This window comes from Nocardioides sp. BE266 (genome assembly GCF_031457855.1).
In the GTDB taxonomy this organism is placed as follows: domain Bacteria; phylum Actinomycetota; class Actinomycetes; order Propionibacteriales; family Nocardioidaceae; genus Nocardioides.
In genome coordinates this window covers 520,004-534,029 of record NZ_JAURTI010000002.1, presented here as the reverse complement: position 1 = coordinate 534,029, position 14,026 = coordinate 520,004, and the positions used below count along the sequence as shown (strand labels likewise).

The 14,026-nt window shown below is 72.0% G+C and carries 12 protein-coding genes; 3 read left to right on the top strand and 9 right to left on the bottom strand.

Annotated elements, in window-relative coordinates; all coding sequences use genetic code 11:
* Window positions 1–9: 9 nt before the first annotated feature.
* The 8 genes from J2X46_RS06925 to J2X46_RS06890 all read right to left on the bottom strand — a co-directional run bounded on the left by J2X46_RS06925 (window position 10) and on the right by J2X46_RS06890 (window position 7,281).
* Window positions 10–1,185, bottom strand: coding sequence for a DegT/DnrJ/EryC1/StrS family aminotransferase (locus tag J2X46_RS06925; protein WP_310248483.1), 1,176 nt, complete (start codon window positions 1,183–1,185; stop codon window positions 10–12).
* Entirely contained in the window at window positions 1,182–2,183 is a 1,002-nt protein-coding gene (locus J2X46_RS06920) for an NAD-dependent epimerase/dehydratase family protein (RefSeq protein ID WP_310248480.1), read from the bottom strand. The genes J2X46_RS06925 and J2X46_RS06920 overlap by 4 nt, the downstream gene beginning before the upstream one ends.
* The gene (locus J2X46_RS06915) at window positions 2,180–3,253 is read right to left on the bottom strand and encodes a Gfo/Idh/MocA family oxidoreductase (protein ID WP_310248477.1); all 1,074 of its coding nucleotides are present in this window, start codon (window positions 3,251–3,253) and stop codon (window positions 2,180–2,182) included. The genes J2X46_RS06920 and J2X46_RS06915 overlap by 4 nt, the downstream gene beginning before the upstream one ends.
* Entirely contained in the window at window positions 3,253–3,969 is a 717-nt protein-coding gene (locus J2X46_RS06910; RefSeq protein WP_310248474.1) for a DapH/DapD/GlmU-related protein, read from the bottom strand. The genes J2X46_RS06915 and J2X46_RS06910 overlap by 1 nt, the downstream gene beginning before the upstream one ends.
* Window positions 3,966–4,808 carry a glycosyltransferase family 2 protein gene (locus tag J2X46_RS06905; protein WP_310248471.1) on the bottom strand — a complete coding sequence of 281 codons (843 nt, stop codon included), beginning with the start codon at window positions 4,806–4,808 and terminating at the stop codon, window positions 3,966–3,968. Before J2X46_RS06905 ends, J2X46_RS06910 begins: the two co-directional genes overlap by 4 nt.
* Window positions 4,809–4,932: 124 nt before the next feature.
* Window positions 4,933–5,748 carry a hypothetical protein gene (locus tag J2X46_RS06900; protein ID WP_310248469.1) on the bottom strand — a complete coding sequence of 272 codons (816 nt, stop codon included), beginning with the start codon at window positions 5,746–5,748 and terminating at the stop codon, window positions 4,933–4,935.
* A gap of 105 nt (window positions 5,749–5,853) precedes the next feature.
* Complete coding sequence (pth, locus tag J2X46_RS06895; protein WP_310248467.1) at window positions 5,854–6,471, bottom strand: aminoacyl-tRNA hydrolase; 618 nt, start codon at window positions 6,469–6,471, stop codon at window positions 5,854–5,856.
* A gap of 120 nt (window positions 6,472–6,591) precedes the next feature.
* A complete protein-coding gene (locus tag J2X46_RS06890) occupies window positions 6,592–7,281 on the bottom strand; it encodes a 50S ribosomal protein L25/general stress protein Ctc (protein ID WP_310248465.1) in 690 nt (229 codons plus the stop codon).
* 224 nt (window positions 7,282–7,505) lie between these two features.
* On the opposite strand from J2X46_RS06890, the gene pepN reads away from it, so the two are divergent.
* Window positions 7,506–9,917 carry an aminopeptidase N gene (gene pepN / locus J2X46_RS06885; RefSeq protein WP_310248463.1) on the top strand — a complete coding sequence of 804 codons (2,412 nt, stop codon included), beginning with the start codon at window positions 7,506–7,508 and terminating at the stop codon, window positions 9,915–9,917.
* Between the two features lie 136 nt (window positions 9,918–10,053).
* On the opposite strand, the gene J2X46_RS06880 is transcribed toward pepN, so the two are convergent.
* Entirely contained in the window at window positions 10,054–11,250 is a 1,197-nt protein-coding gene (locus J2X46_RS06880; RefSeq protein ID WP_310248461.1) for a lipid-transfer protein, read from the bottom strand.
* Window positions 11,251–11,491: 241 nt separating this feature from the next.
* Between J2X46_RS06880 and J2X46_RS06875 the strand changes: the two genes are divergently transcribed.
* On the top strand, window positions 11,492–13,177 hold the full coding sequence (locus tag J2X46_RS06875) for an alpha/beta fold hydrolase (protein ID WP_310248458.1): 1,686 nt from the start codon (window positions 11,492–11,494) through the stop codon (window positions 13,175–13,177).
* A complete protein-coding gene (locus tag J2X46_RS06870; protein WP_310248455.1) occupies window positions 13,174–14,001 on the top strand; it encodes an alpha/beta fold hydrolase in 828 nt (275 codons plus the stop codon). Before J2X46_RS06875 ends, J2X46_RS06870 begins: the two co-directional genes overlap by 4 nt.
* Window positions 14,002–14,026: the final 25 nt, after the last annotated feature.

Below are 14,026 nucleotides of genomic sequence, written 5' to 3'. Positions count from 1 at the left end.
TCCTTCGTGTCAGTGGTGTCGCCCGGAGAGGGCCTCGGCGAAAACAGCGGCGACCCGGTCCTGCGCGGAGTCGGGCATTTCGTGGTAGATCGGAAGAAGCACCGACTGCCGTGCCACCCGCTCGGTGACCGGCAGGGGCGGGTGTCGCACGTCTGCGAAGGCCGGCTCCAGATGGGAGGCCGTCACTCCGTGACGGGCGTGGACACCGGCCTCGAGGAGGCGGCGCAGGAGCTCGTCCCTCGACACCGCGGCGTCGTCGGGCAGGACGACCCAGAAGGACTGGTAGTTGGTCTGCCCATAGTCAGGGTCCCCAACGATCTCGAGACCGGGGACGTCGCCCAGCACTGCCCGATAGCGCTGACCGAGCCGCCGGCGTGTCGCGATCATCTCCGCCAAGCGTCGACACTGGACGATCCCCAGCGCCGCCTGCATGTCTGTCATCCTGAAGTTGAAGCCAGTCTCCAGGTACTGCTCGACCACCACCTCTCCTGCGCGGTCGCGGTCGAACGAACTGACGCTCATCGCATGCTGGCGCAACCGTCCCAGGCGCGCCGCGAGCTCGGCGTCGTCGGTGGTGATCATCCCTCCCTCACCAGTGACGAGCACCTTCCGAGGGTGGAAGGAGAACGCGGCGAACCTCGAATCCGAGCCGATCGGGCGGCCGAGATAGGTCGAGCCGATCGCACATGCGGCGTCCTCGAGCAGTTCGAGCCCGTGCTCGTCGCACAGCGCACGCAGGGTTCCGAGATCTGCCGGCACCCCACACTGGTGGACGACCATGACCGCCCGGGTGCGAGGTGTGATGGCCGCGAGGACGGATTCTGGAGTGATGTTGTGCGTCAGCGGACTGACGTCGGCGAACACCGGGGTGGCGCCCACATATCGGATCACGTTGGCCGAGGCGACGAACGACAGCGAGGGCACGATGACCTCGTCGCCGACTCCGAGGCTGGCAACCACCATGCCCAGGTGCAGCGCCGTCGTGCAGTTCGACACGGCGACGGCATGCCGGGCATCGACGGCGGCGGCGATCTCGGCCTCGAACTCGACCACCCGCGCACCTTGGGAGACCCATCCCGAGGCGACCACGTCGCTGACGGCCTGCACCTCCTCCGGCCCGAACCAAGGGCGAGCCATGGGGACGTCTGCCAGTCGAGTGGCCGGCTCCTCGATGGTTCCGGTCATCGTGCCACCGCCTGCACGAGTCGGCCGGCGGCGATCTCCTCGCGCTGCGGGCGCCACCACTCGACGAGCTGGCGCAGGCCCTCCTCCAGCGCCGTGTGGGCGACGAACCCGAGGTCGCGCTCCGCGGCCGACGTGTCGGCGAGACGTCGTACGACACCATTGACGCCGCGCTCTGGACCGTGCTCGACCGGCAGATCCGAGCCCATCACCCGCAGCAGGGCCTCGGCCAGGCCGAGGAGGCTGGTCTCCTCGCCGCGGGCCACGTTGTACACGCCCTCCACGATCGACGACTCGGCGGCCAGCACGTTGGCGCGGGCGATGTCGGTGGTGAAGACGAAGTCCATGGTCTGGCTGCCGTCACCGAAGATCAGCGGGGGCATCCCATCGTCGATCCGCTCCATCCACCGCACCAGCACCTCGGTGTAGAGGCCGTGGACGTCCATCCGCGGGCCGTACACGTTGAAGTAGCGCAGCGCGACGTAGTCGATGCCGCTCATCGCCCGGAAGCTGCGCAGCATGCCCTCGTTGAAGGTCTTGGCCGCGCCGTAGAACGTGTCGTTGTCGTAGGGGTGCTGCGACTCGGTGGTCGGGAACTGCTCGGCGAGGCCGTAGACCGACGCCGAGGAGGCCGCGACGACCTTGTCCACCTTGGCGGCGGCGGCCGCCTCGATGACGTTGAACGTGCCGTCGACCAGCACCTCGAGCGCGAGCCGGGGCTCCTCGGCGCACTGGGTGATCCGGATGGCGGCCTGGTGGAAGACCACGTCGCAGCCGCGCGTCAGGTCGTTGACGAGGTCGCGGTCGCGGATGTCGCCGCGGACCAGCTCGACGCCACCGCGGGCCAGTGCGGCCTCGAGGTTGGCCTCGCGGCCGCGGACCAGGTTGTCGAGCACGCGCACCTGCGAGGCGCCGGCGTCGAGCAACTGGTCGACGAGCGTCGAGCCTATGGTGCCGGCGCCGCCGGTGACGAGCGCGCGGGCTCCGGCGAGCGCCGTCATCGGACCGCCTCCAGGGCCGGCTCGGTCGACGCGGGACGCGGTCCCGGCGGGACCGGCACGGAGGGCTCGCCGTAGAGCGTGGCGGAGGCCGCCTCGAGGACGGTCAGCACCCGCAGGCCGGCGTGGCCGTCGGTGAGGGCCGGACGGTCCTCGCGGATCGCGGTCGCGAACTCGCCGACCATCTGGCCCAGCGCCTCGCGCTCGGGCAGGGCCGGCGACCAGGTGTCGCCGAGCCGGTAGGAGATCGACGAGGCGGCCCGGTCCGCCCCGGCTACGGACGTACGAGCGAGGTCGACACCCCGGTCGTACACGCTGAGGCGCTGCTGCGGGTTGAGGTCGTCCCAGACCAGCGTGCGGCGCGAGCCGCCGATGACCATCTGGCGGATCTTCGTCGGGCTGAGCCAGTTGACGTGCACGTGGGCGAGCCCGTCGCCGGCCAGCGGCAGGGTCAGGTGGCCCACGCACGCCCGACCCGCGCCGATCGGGTCGGCGCCGGTGGCGCTGACGCCGGAGGTCGGCAGGCCGCCCGGCAGGATGAAGTCGAGGATCGACAGGTCGTGGGGCGCGAGGTCCCAGAGCACGTCGATGTCGGGCTGCACGAGGCCGAGGTTGATCCGGACCGAGTCGACGAAGTGGATGTCGCCGAGCTCGCCGCTGACCACCAGCTCGCGCATCTTCTGCACGGCCGGCGTGTAGCAGTAGGTGTGGTCGGTCATCAGGACCAGGCCGCGCTGCTCGGCCAGCTCGACCATCGCGCGGCCGCCGGCCACGCTGTCGGCGAGCGGCTTCTCGACCAAGACGTGCTTGCCGGCCAGCAGCGCGTCGAGGGCCAGGCCCTGGTGCGTGCGGGCGGGCGTCGCGATCGCGACCGCGTCGATGGACGGGTCGTCGAGCACGCGCTGCAGCTGGTCGGTGACCTCGATGTGCGGCCCGGCCACGGCACGGGCCCGGTCCAGGTCGAGGTCGCAGACGACCTTCACGTCCCAGTGCGGCGACGAGCCGAAGTTGCGGACCAGGTTCGGTCCCCAGTAGCCCGCGCCGATGACGGCGACCCCCAGGCGCTCGGTCATCAGTTCTTCCCCTCGTTGTCGTTCTGGTTGTCGTGTTCGGTGATCTCGACCAGCGCACCGTCGGTGACGACGTACGTCGTCCCGGTGCGCGGGCAGCTGTAGGTGTCGGGTGCGGTCTCGACCAGCGGCACGCCTGCCCGGCCGACCCAGCCGACCTGGCGGGCCGGTACGCCGACCACGAGCGCGTGGTCGGGGACGTCGCGGGTCACCACGGCGCCGGCGGCCACGGAGGCCCACTTGCCGATGTGCACCGGTGCGACGCAGACGGCGCGCGCCCCGACGGCGGCGCCCTCGTCGATGGTGACGCCCACGGCCACCCAGTCGTCGGCGTTCTTGAGGCGCCCGTCAGGCGTCACGGCCCGCGGGAAGGTGTCGTTGGTGAGCACCACGGCCGGGCCGATGAAGACGCCGTCTCCGAGGACCGCCGGCTCGTAGACCAGCGCCTGGTTCTGCACCTTGCAGCGCTCACCGAGCCGGGCGCCGGGGCCGATGTAGACCCCGCGCCCCAGGATCGTGCCGGCACCGACGTCGGCACCGGAGCGGACCACGGACTGGTCCCACACCTGGGCGCCGGCGCCCACGCGGGCCCCGTCCTCGACGGTGGCGCTCGGCGCGACGTGCGCCTCGGCCTCCGGCACGTCGGGCAGCGCCTCGGTGCGCGGCCCCGGCACGGTCGCCTGGGCCTGCTGGATCTGGGAGTCGGACAGCGTCGTCATGAGCGTGAGCTTTCGTCTCGTTGCCAGGTGGTGAAGTCGCCGGAGCGCACCGCACGCCGGGCGCCCAGCTGGGCGGCGACGTGCACGCCGAGGAAGACCGGCAGCCGGAGGGCGAGCCCCGGACGGCTGACGGCGAGCCCCAGGAGCGTGCGCGGGCTGGTGCGCGAGGCCGGTCGGCGTACGCCGAGCTGGGCGGCCTGGGTGTTGCCGGTCGCGATGCGGATCCGGCGGCGGACCAGGTCGCGCACGGTCCGCGGAGGGTGGATCACGGCGACGGCGTCGGGCACGACCCGACGCTCGTCGCCGCTGAACGAGTCGGACATGCCGAGGTCGTCGCTCATCATCCGGGGCAGTGCGGTGACCCGCGCCTGCGCCTGCTCGGAGAGGACGACCACGCCACGGCCGAAGAGGCCGGACTCGACCTGGGGCAGCGACTCCCAGACGTCGTAGTACCAGCGGACCCAGCGTGAGCAGGAGGCCTTGGGGACGTCGCGCCGCGGCGCCGTTGCCAGGGCGCTGCCGCGGGTGATCGGCTCGAGGAGCTGCATCACCGCGACGCCGGAGAGCTCGATGTCGGCGTCGAGGTGCACCCGCGGGAAGACGTCGGTGGCGGTGTTGCCGACCCGGACGGCCTCGGCCTTGGACGGCTGCTGGATCTCGATCACCCGGGCCAGCGGGTCGGCGCGGCGCGCGACCTCGGCGGTCTGGTCGGTGCACCCGTTGCACACCACCACGACGTCCAGGTCGCCGCCCTGCGTGCCCTCGCGGAGGGCGAGCAGGTTGCGACCGATCGTGGCCGCTTCGTTGTGCGCCGGAATGATGACGCTGGCAACGGCCATCTCCAACTCCCCCAAGTTCGAGTGCCGGCCATTCGGCTGGCACTGTCAGATCTTGTGGATCCGCACGCCTGTCGCGGGCCTCGCACGGGGGCTTTCGCCCATTTTGGGGAGTGGCCCGTTCGGGCTACCTGGAGCGGGCCGCCGAGTCGGCCGTCGAGAACGCGATCTGGGCCGAGCGGAGGTCGCGCAGGTGCACCACGAAGCGGTCCAGCTCGAGCAGCGACCACTCGTCGTCGACGGCCGCTCCGCCGGCCACGGTGCTGAGCGCGCGGTAGAGGTTCAGCGGCTGCTTGCGCAGCTCGGCGTGGAGGGTGCCCTCGAGCACCGCGCGCAGGTAGTCGTGCTGGGCGGCCAGCGGCGAGCCGTAGCGATAGGTGTCCGGGATCCCGTTGTCCGCGGCGAGCTGGGCGAAGGTGCGCCAGTCCAGCGCGAGCACGTGGTCGACCCGGCGCCCCGACCACGCCTCGGTGGCGGCGACCGCCTGGCTGGGCCGGCCGGTGCGGGCCGAGCCCGCGATGCCGTCGAGCACCGGGAGGGAGCGTACGTCGACGCTGGTGCCGTCCGCGTCGACCTCCACGAGCATCACCGACTCGATCGACTGCACGCCGTCGAGCCACCCCACGTCGGCCCGCCCACCGGGGCGGGTGCCGACCATGAGGATGGTCTCGCCCGGTGCCGCGGCCGGCCGGTCGCGGAGGCCGTCGAAGGCGCCGTCGATGCGGTCGAGCCGGTTGACGAGGTAGAGGTTGGTGCCCACGAGCGCCACGAGCGGGACGAGCGAGAGCACCATCAGCGTCCCGAGCACCTCACGGATGCGCCTGCGCTTCGTCGGCACGAGGGGCGGCGGCGCCGCCGGCGGGTCCCAGCTGTGGCGCGGCGCCGGGACGCGTACGCCGCTCGACGCGCGCGTCGTCGACCCGGACGCCTGCGCTCTCGCCATCGGCTCCTCCTCGCCGTCGGGCTGTCGACGCTAGGCGGGAACCGCGCGGTCCTCATGGCCCAAACAGGGGAAGACGCGTGGCCGGTCCCACCCCCAGGGAGGGGATCAGGAGTTGAAGCGCTGCTGGGTCTTCTCGAGGCCGTCGGTGATCAGCGACTCGACCGCGTCGGCGGCGTCGGAGACCTGGAACGGGAGCTCCTTGCGCTCGACCGTGGAGTAGTTGGTCAGCACGAAGTCCGCGACGTCCTGGCGCCCGGGCGGCCGACCGATGCCGGCCCGCACCCGGTAGAAGTCGCCCGTGCCCAGGGAGGAGCGCATCGACTTCAGGCCGTTGTGGCCGTTGTCGCCGCCGCCGAGCTTGGTCCGCAGCGTGCCGAAGGCGATGTCGAGCTCGTCGTGGATCGCGATGACGTGGTCGGGCGCGACCTTGTAGAACGTCGCGAGCGCCTTCACCGGGCCGCCGAGCTCGTTCATGTACGACCGGGGCCGAGCCAGCACCACGCGCGGGCCGCCGATCGCGAGCCGGCCCTCGACGACGTCGGCGCGACCGGACTTGTGGCTCCGCCAGTGCACATTTCCGGGGGCAGATCCCATCCGCGAGGCCAGCTCGTCGGCGACCATGTAGCCGATGTTGTGCCGGTGCCCGGCGTAGGCCGGCCCGGGGTTGCCGAGGCCCACCACGAGCCACACGTCGGCGGCGGGGGCGTCACTCACGGCGTACATCCTTCCATCAGGTGACCGGGCACTTCGTGCCCGTCACAAGCAGCGACCGGGCGGTTCGTGCCCGTGTCGGGCACGAACCGCCCGGTCGGCGGTGCTGACGGGCACGAAGTGCCCGGTGGGTCACTCGGAGTCGGTGGCCTCGGCAGCGTCCTCGGCGGGGGCCTCGTCGCCCTCGGCCGCGGCCTCGGTCTCGGCCTCCGGCGCGTCGTGCTCGATGCCGGCCTCGGCCTCGGCCTCCTCCAGCTCGGCCTCGAGGGCCTCGGCGGAGATCTGCTGCGTCACGTTGATGATGAGCAGCTCCTCGTCGGCGAGCAGCGTGGTGCCCGACGGGAGGGTCAGGTCCTTGGCGTGGATCTGGGTGCCGATCTCGGCGCCCTCCACGGAGACCTCGAAGAACTCGGGGATGTGGGTGGCCTCAGCCTCGACGGAGACGACCGCGTTCTCGGTGACGACCAGCGTCTCGGGAGCGGCGTCGCCCGTGACGTGGATCGGGACGTCGACGGTGACCTTCTCGCCGCGCTTGACCGCGACGAAGTCGAGGTGCTCGATGAGGCGGCGGATCGGGTCGATCTGGATGTCCTTGGTGAGCGCGAGCTGCTCCTTGCCGTCGATGTCGAGGGCGAGGAGGGCGTTGGCGCCACCGTGCTTGAGGGCCATCATCGTCTGGTGACCCGGCAGGATCACGTGAACCGGCTCGTTGCCGTGGCCGTAGATGACGGCGGGGATCTTGTCGTCGCGACGGATGCGGCGGGCGGCACCCTTGCCGAACTCGGTGCGGGCCTCGGCGGCGATCTTCTCGGGGGCAGACATGGTGTTCTCCATACGTCGGGTGTGTCGGGTTCGTGGGGCCCGGCGGGCCGGAGACGACGAACGCCGCGCTCCGGATCGTGAGCGCGGCGCAGTGATGCGGTCCGGCCCAGTCGATCACGGAGTCCCAGTCGTTCGAGCTCCCTCGCCGAGGCAACCCGAGAACTCTAGACCCGGTCCCCCGGCCCGGTCGAATCCTGGTGGACGCCGTCACTAGGGTGGGCCGGGTGCCCTTGAAGCTCCCCGAGGCGCGTGAGCGCGCCGTCCTGCTGACCGACGTCCACACCGAGCTCCACCTCGACCTCACCTCGACCGAGTCCTTCGGCGTGGAGGCGACGATCTCGTTCCGGTGCACGCAACCGGGGGCCTCGACGTTCCTCGAGCTCAACGGCGGCACGGACGTGACGCTCGACGGGCAGCCGGCGTCGTACGCCGACGGGCGGATCGCGCTGACCGACCTCGGCGAGACCAACCAGGTGCGGGTCACCGCCCGGATGCCCTACGTCACCGACGGCGACGGCATGACCGTGACGATCGACCCGGCCGACGGCGAGCGCTACGTCTGCGCGCACACCTCGATGGACATCACCCAGAAGGTGATCCCCTGCTTCGACCAGCCCGACATCAAGTCCACCTTCGACGTCAGCGTGACGGCGCCCTCGCACTGGACCGTGCTGGCCAACGGCGCACTGCGGGACCGTGACGGCGACACCTGGACCTTCGAGTCGACGCCGCCCTTCTCGTCGTACCTCTTCACGCTGGTCGGCGGGCCGTGGGTGTCGGTGACGTGGGACGAGCCCTACGCCCCCGCGCCCGGCGGCACGCTGCCCTTCGGCTGGCACGCGCGCGCCTCGCAGGAGCGTGAGCTGCAGCGCGACGCCGACGAGCTCCGGCGCATCACCAGCGCGTGCTTCCAGCACTACACGACCGTCTTCGAGCCGGACTACCCCTACGCCGACTACCAGCAGGTCTTCGCGCCCGGCCTCAACTGGGGCGCGATGGAGTTCCCCGGCTGCGTCGTCTTCCGCGACTCCTACCTCACCCAGGGCGCGCCGACCGAGCTCGAGAAGGAGTGGGTCGCCTCGACCATCGCGCACGAGATGGCGCACATGTGGTTCGGCGACCTGGTCACGATGAAGTGGTGGGAGGACTCCTGGCTCAACGAGTCCTTCGCCGACTTCATGGGGTACGACGTCGCCGGCATCGCGGCCGGCTACACCGATGCCTGGACCTCGGCCGCCATCACCCGCAAGCCGACGGGCTACCGCGCCGACCGCCGCCGCTCGACGCACCCCATCGCCGAGGACACCGAGAAGATCGTCGACGTCGACACCGCGTTCGCGAACTTCGACATGATCACCTACGCCAAGGGCAACGCCGCGCTCGCGCAGCTCGGCCACTGGCTGGGCGAGGAGGCCTTCCTCGCCGGGGTGAACAAGCACCTCAACGCCCACGCGTTCGGCAACGCCGACCTCGCCGACTTCCTCGACTCCCTCGACGCGGCCACCGACCTCGACGTGCGGGCCTGGGCGGAGGCGTGGCTGCGGTCCACCGGCTTCGACACCCTGGTCGTCACCCGGGACTCCTCCGGCGTGCCGGTCCTGACCCGCGAGGGCACCCGGTCGCACCGCCTCACCGTGTCTGCGTACGACGACGCGATGACGCTGCTGGACTCCCGTGACGTGCTGCTCGGCGACGAGCCCGTGCGGCTGGAGGAGTTCGCCGGCAGGGTCGTGGTGCCCAACTCCGGCGACGAGACCTTCGCCGTGGTCCGCCCCGACGAGCAGTCGTGGGCGGCGATCACCGCCGGGCTGTCGTCGGTGGAGTCGCACCTGACCCGCGCGATGCTGTGGTGGACCGCGGTCGACCTGACCGAGTCGCGGGTGATCCCGGTCGCCGACCTCATCGCGCTGGCCGACACCCACCTGCGCCCCGAGACCCACCCGCTCGTGTTCGAGGGGGTGATGCGCGCGCTCCAGCTGGTGACCCGGCGCTACGCCGAGCCCGGCGACGTCGCCGGCCACCTCGCCGCGATCGCCGACATCGCGCGCGGCGCGGTCGAGGGTGGTGACCCGGCCCTGGCCCCAGGCGCCTCGCGGGTGCTGGCGCGGCTCAGTGCGGACACCGCCTTCCTCGTCGACTGGCTCGGGCAGGACGACGTCGACCCGACCGTGCGCTGGAACGCCGTGCACCGCCTCGCCGAGCTCGGCGACCCGTCCCACATCGAGCCGGAGGAGGCGCGCGACACGTCGGTCTCCGGCCACCACGCCTCGCTGACCGCGCGCGCCGCGGTGCCCACCGCCGAGGCCAAGGACGCGGCCTGGGCGCGGCTGATGAGCGGCGAGCTGGGCAGCCACGAGTTCGACGCGGTCGCCGTCGGCTTCTGGGGCTGGGAGCAGGCCGACCTGGTCCGCCCCTACCTCGACCGCTACGTCACCGAGGGCCTCGACCTCGCCCGCCGCTCCGGCCAGGCCATGGGCGACGTCATCGGCGACGCCTTCCCGCGCCTGCCGCTCCCCCTCGACGTACGCCGTGAGCTCCGCGCAACGGTCGCCGCCGCCCTGGACTCGGGCGACGTGCCGACGGTCCTCGCCCGCGCCTGGAACGACGCGATGGACGACCTCGACCGGACCCTCTGATCCGGGCCGCGGGTGGCGATTTCACCCCAGGACGAGCCGACCCGCCGCCGGCAGGTCCTCACGTGGTTCGCCCGGCTCGAGACCGCCGCCGTCACACCTCGTGCGGCTGGCTGTCCCGTCCTCCTACGAGGCCCGCTCAGGCCTTCCGGTACGCCGTCACGACGGCCGCGCCGCCCAGCCCGATGTTGTGCTGCAGTGCCGCCCCGCCGGGGGCGGCGGCCCGGTCGACCTGGCGGGCGTCCGCGGTGCCTCGCAGCTGCCAGGTGAGCTCGGCGCACTGCGCGAGGCCAGTGGCGCCGAGCGGGTGGCCCTTCGAGATCAGACCGCCGGCCGGGTTCACCACCCAGCGTCCGCCGTACGTCGTCTCACCGCTGTCGATCAGCTTCCCGCCCTCGCCCGGTGCGCACAGCCCGAGCGCCTCGTAGGTGAGCAGCTCGTTGGTGGAGAAGCAGTCGTGCAGCTCGATCACCGAGAAGTCGTCGGGTCCGAGGTCGGCCTGCTCGTAGACCTTCCGCGCGGCGGTGGCGGTCATGTCGTAGCCGACCAGGTTGGCCGCCGTCGGGTCGGTGAAGGTCGCCGGGGTGTCGGTGACCATCGCCTGACCGAGGATCTCGACCGCGCGGTCACCCAGGCCGTGCTCGTCGACGAACCGCTCGCTGGCGATGACGGCCGCGGCCGAGCCCTCCGAGGTCGGGGAGCACTGGAGCTTGGTGAGCGGGCCGTAGATCGGGCGCGAGGCGAGGATCTCCTCCAGCGTGTGCACGTCCTGGAACTGCGCGTAGGGGTTGTTGGCGGAGTGCCGGTGGTTCTTCTCCGCGATCCGGGCGAACTGCTCGTCGGTCGTGCCGTACTTCTCCTGGTGCTCCAGGCCGGCGGCGCCGAACATGTACGGCGCGGGCGGCATCGCCATCGGGTAGAGCTCACCGAGCGCGACCATGTGCTTCATCAGCGGCTGCTCCCGGTCGGCGAACCCGGCCGCCAGTGACCCGGCCAGCATCTTCTCGAAGCCCAGTGCCAGCGCACAGTCGGCCTGGCCGAAGCGCACGGCCTGCGCCGCGAGGTAGAGCGCGGTCGACCCTGTCGAGCAGTTGTTGTTGACGTTGGTGATCGGGATCCCGGTGTGGCCGAGCTCGTAGACCGCCCGCTGGCCCGCCGTCGAGTCGCCGTACACGAAGCCGACGTGGGCCTGCTCGACCTGCTCGTAGCCGACCCCGGCGTCCTCGAGCGCGAGCGTGCCCGACTCACGAGCCATGTCGGGGTAGTCCCACTCCCTGCTGCCGGGCTTCTCGAACTTGGTCATGCCGACACCGATGACGTACGTGCGCTGGGTCATGCCGCCCATCGTCACCCCGCGCCGCGCTCCTGGCGACCTGCCCAGAGCACGACACCGCGGGCTCACGTCGTCCTGGGGAACCAAGATCCGAGCCTGCTCACCGTGGACCGCGTGTGCCGCGTGGGCGCCTGTTGTGGCCGGGCCACAACCGGCTCGGGTCATTTCATCGTCCGACCCGCAGAGCGACGACCGACCCGCCCGCGACGATGTGGACGCCGCCGACCGAAGGACTCCCATGGCCATGACCACCACGCGCGAGAGCGACCAGATGGCCGCTCCGCTCGACCTGCTGCTCACCTCGGGCGCGATCGGCCCGTGGCGCCGACTCGCTCCCTCGAGCTCCTGGTGGGAGCTGGCGAAGGGCGTGGTCCGTCACCCCGGTCCGAGCGCCCGCCGGCTCGGCAGCCTCGGGAGCGAGCTGGCCGCGATCGCCGGCGGGGTCTCGACCCGGGCCCCCGCCAACCGGGACAAGAGGTTCGCCGACCCGGCGTGGACCGGCAACCCGCTGCTGCGCCGGCTCCTCCAGGCCTACCTCGCCTCGGCCGACACCGCCCGTGGGCTGGTGCACGACGCCGACCTCGGGCGCCGGGACCGCGAGCGGATGATCTTCGTCGTCGACAACCTGATCGAGGCGCTCTCGCCCAGCAACAGCCCGCTGCTCAGCCCCGAGACCTGGAAGGCCGCCATCGACAGCGGCGGCGGCAACCTCGTGCGCGGCGCCAGGGCTCTGGCCGCCGACCTCGCGCAGGCGCCCCGGATCCCCAGCATGGTCGACCCCGACGCGTTCACGGTCGGCGAGGACCTCGCCTGCACCGAGGGCGCGGTGGTGTTCCGCAGCGAGGTGCTCGAGCTCATCCAGTACCGCCCGCGCACCGAGCAGGTCCGCGACGTCCCGCTGCTCGTGGTCCCGCCGGTGATCAACAAGTACTACGTCACCGACCTCGCCCCCGGCCGCAGCCTCGTCGAGCACCTGGTCGACCACGGCCAGCAGGTCTTCATGATCTCCTGGCGCAACCCCGACACCCGGCATCGGGCGTGGGGCGCCGACACCTACTGCCAGGCCATCCTCGACGCGATGGACGCCGTCGAGCGGATCACCGGCACCGAGCGCGCCCACGTCCTGGGCACCTGCTCGGGCGGCATGCTCGCCTCGATGACGGCAGCCCACCTCGCCGACACCGGCCGGCTGCACCGGCTCGCCGGCCTCAGCCTGGCCGTCACCGTGCTCGACAACAGCGACGCCGGCCTGGTCTCGGCGATGGTGAGCGAGCGGACGGCTGCGACGGCCATCGCGCGCTCGGGAGAGAAGGGCTACCTCGACGGTCGGGCACTCGCCGAGGTGTTCGCGTGGCTGCGGCCCGGTGACCTGATCTGGTCCTACTGGGTCAACAACTACCTGCTCGGCCGCACCCCGCCCCCCTTCGACGTGCTGTCGTGGAACGCCGACACCACGCGAATGGCGGCGGCGATGCACCGCGACTTCCTCAACCTGGCGATGTCCAACGCGCTGACCACGCCGGGTGGGGCGAGCGTGCTGGGCTCGCCGATCGACCTCGCGAAGGTCGACCTGCCGTCGTACGTCGTCGCAGGCATCGCCGACCACATCTGCCCCTGGCAGGCGTGCTACCAGAGCACTCAGCTGCTCGGCGGTGAGAGCCGATTCGTCCTGTCGACCAGCGGCCACATCGCCTCGATCGTCAACCCGCCGGGCAACCCGAAGGCGACCTTCCAGGTCAACGACGACCACGGCGCCGATCCCGAGGCGTGGCTCCGCGGCGCCGACACCCGCCAGGGCTCGTGGTGGCCCGACCTCATCGCCTGGCTCGCCGAACGCAGTGGCGAGCTGGTCGAGGCACCCGCCGAGCTGGGCGGTGCCGGCCTGCGGCCGATGGAGCCCGCCCCGGGCACCTACGTGTTCGACGCATGAGTCACGGTCCCGGCGGCCCTGAGCACCCCCGCGACCTCCAGGTCTGGGGCCACCGGATCCGGGTCTCGGTCCGTGCCGGGACCGGGAGCGGCCCGCCGCTGCTCATGTGCTGTGGCATCGGTGCCGGGCTCGACGTGCTCGACCCGCTGGTCGCCGAGCTCGACCCGACCCTCACGGTGATCCGCTTCGACGTGCCCGGGGTCGGCGACTCGCCCGCCCCGCTGCTGCCCTACGCCTTCCCCCAGCTCGCCACCCTCGTGCTGCGGCTGGTCCGCCGGCTGGGCCACGACCGGGTCGACGTGCTCGGGTTCTCGTGGGGTGGCGCGCTGGCGCAACAGCTGGCTTTCCAGGCGCCCCGGCGCGTACGCCGCGTCGTGCTGCTCAGCACCGGCACCGGAGCCCTGATGGTGCCCGGTCACCCCTCAGCGCTGTCGCGGATGCTGTCTCCCCGCCGCTTCCGCGACCCGGAGTACGCCGCGTCGGTGTCCGCCCTGCTCTACGGCGGCACCGCCCGGACCCGCGCCGACGACGTGCTCGAGCTGTTCCGCGGCTCGCACCTGGGCGGTTCCCGTCGCGGCTACGTCTACCAGCTGCTGGCAGGGTCGGTCTGGACGAGCCTGCCGTTCCTGCCGTTGGTCCGGCAGCCGGTGCTGGTGATGACCGGCGACGACGACCCGATCATCCCCGAGGTCAACGGGCACGTGATCGCGCGGCTGCTGCCCCGGGGGCGGCTGCACGTCTTCCGCGGCGGCCACGTCGAGGGAGTGCTGCGCCCCGAGGTCCTGGGTCCGCTGGTCTCGGACTTCCTGCTCGCCCGCGACTGAGCTGGCGGCACGCGCCGATCCGGTC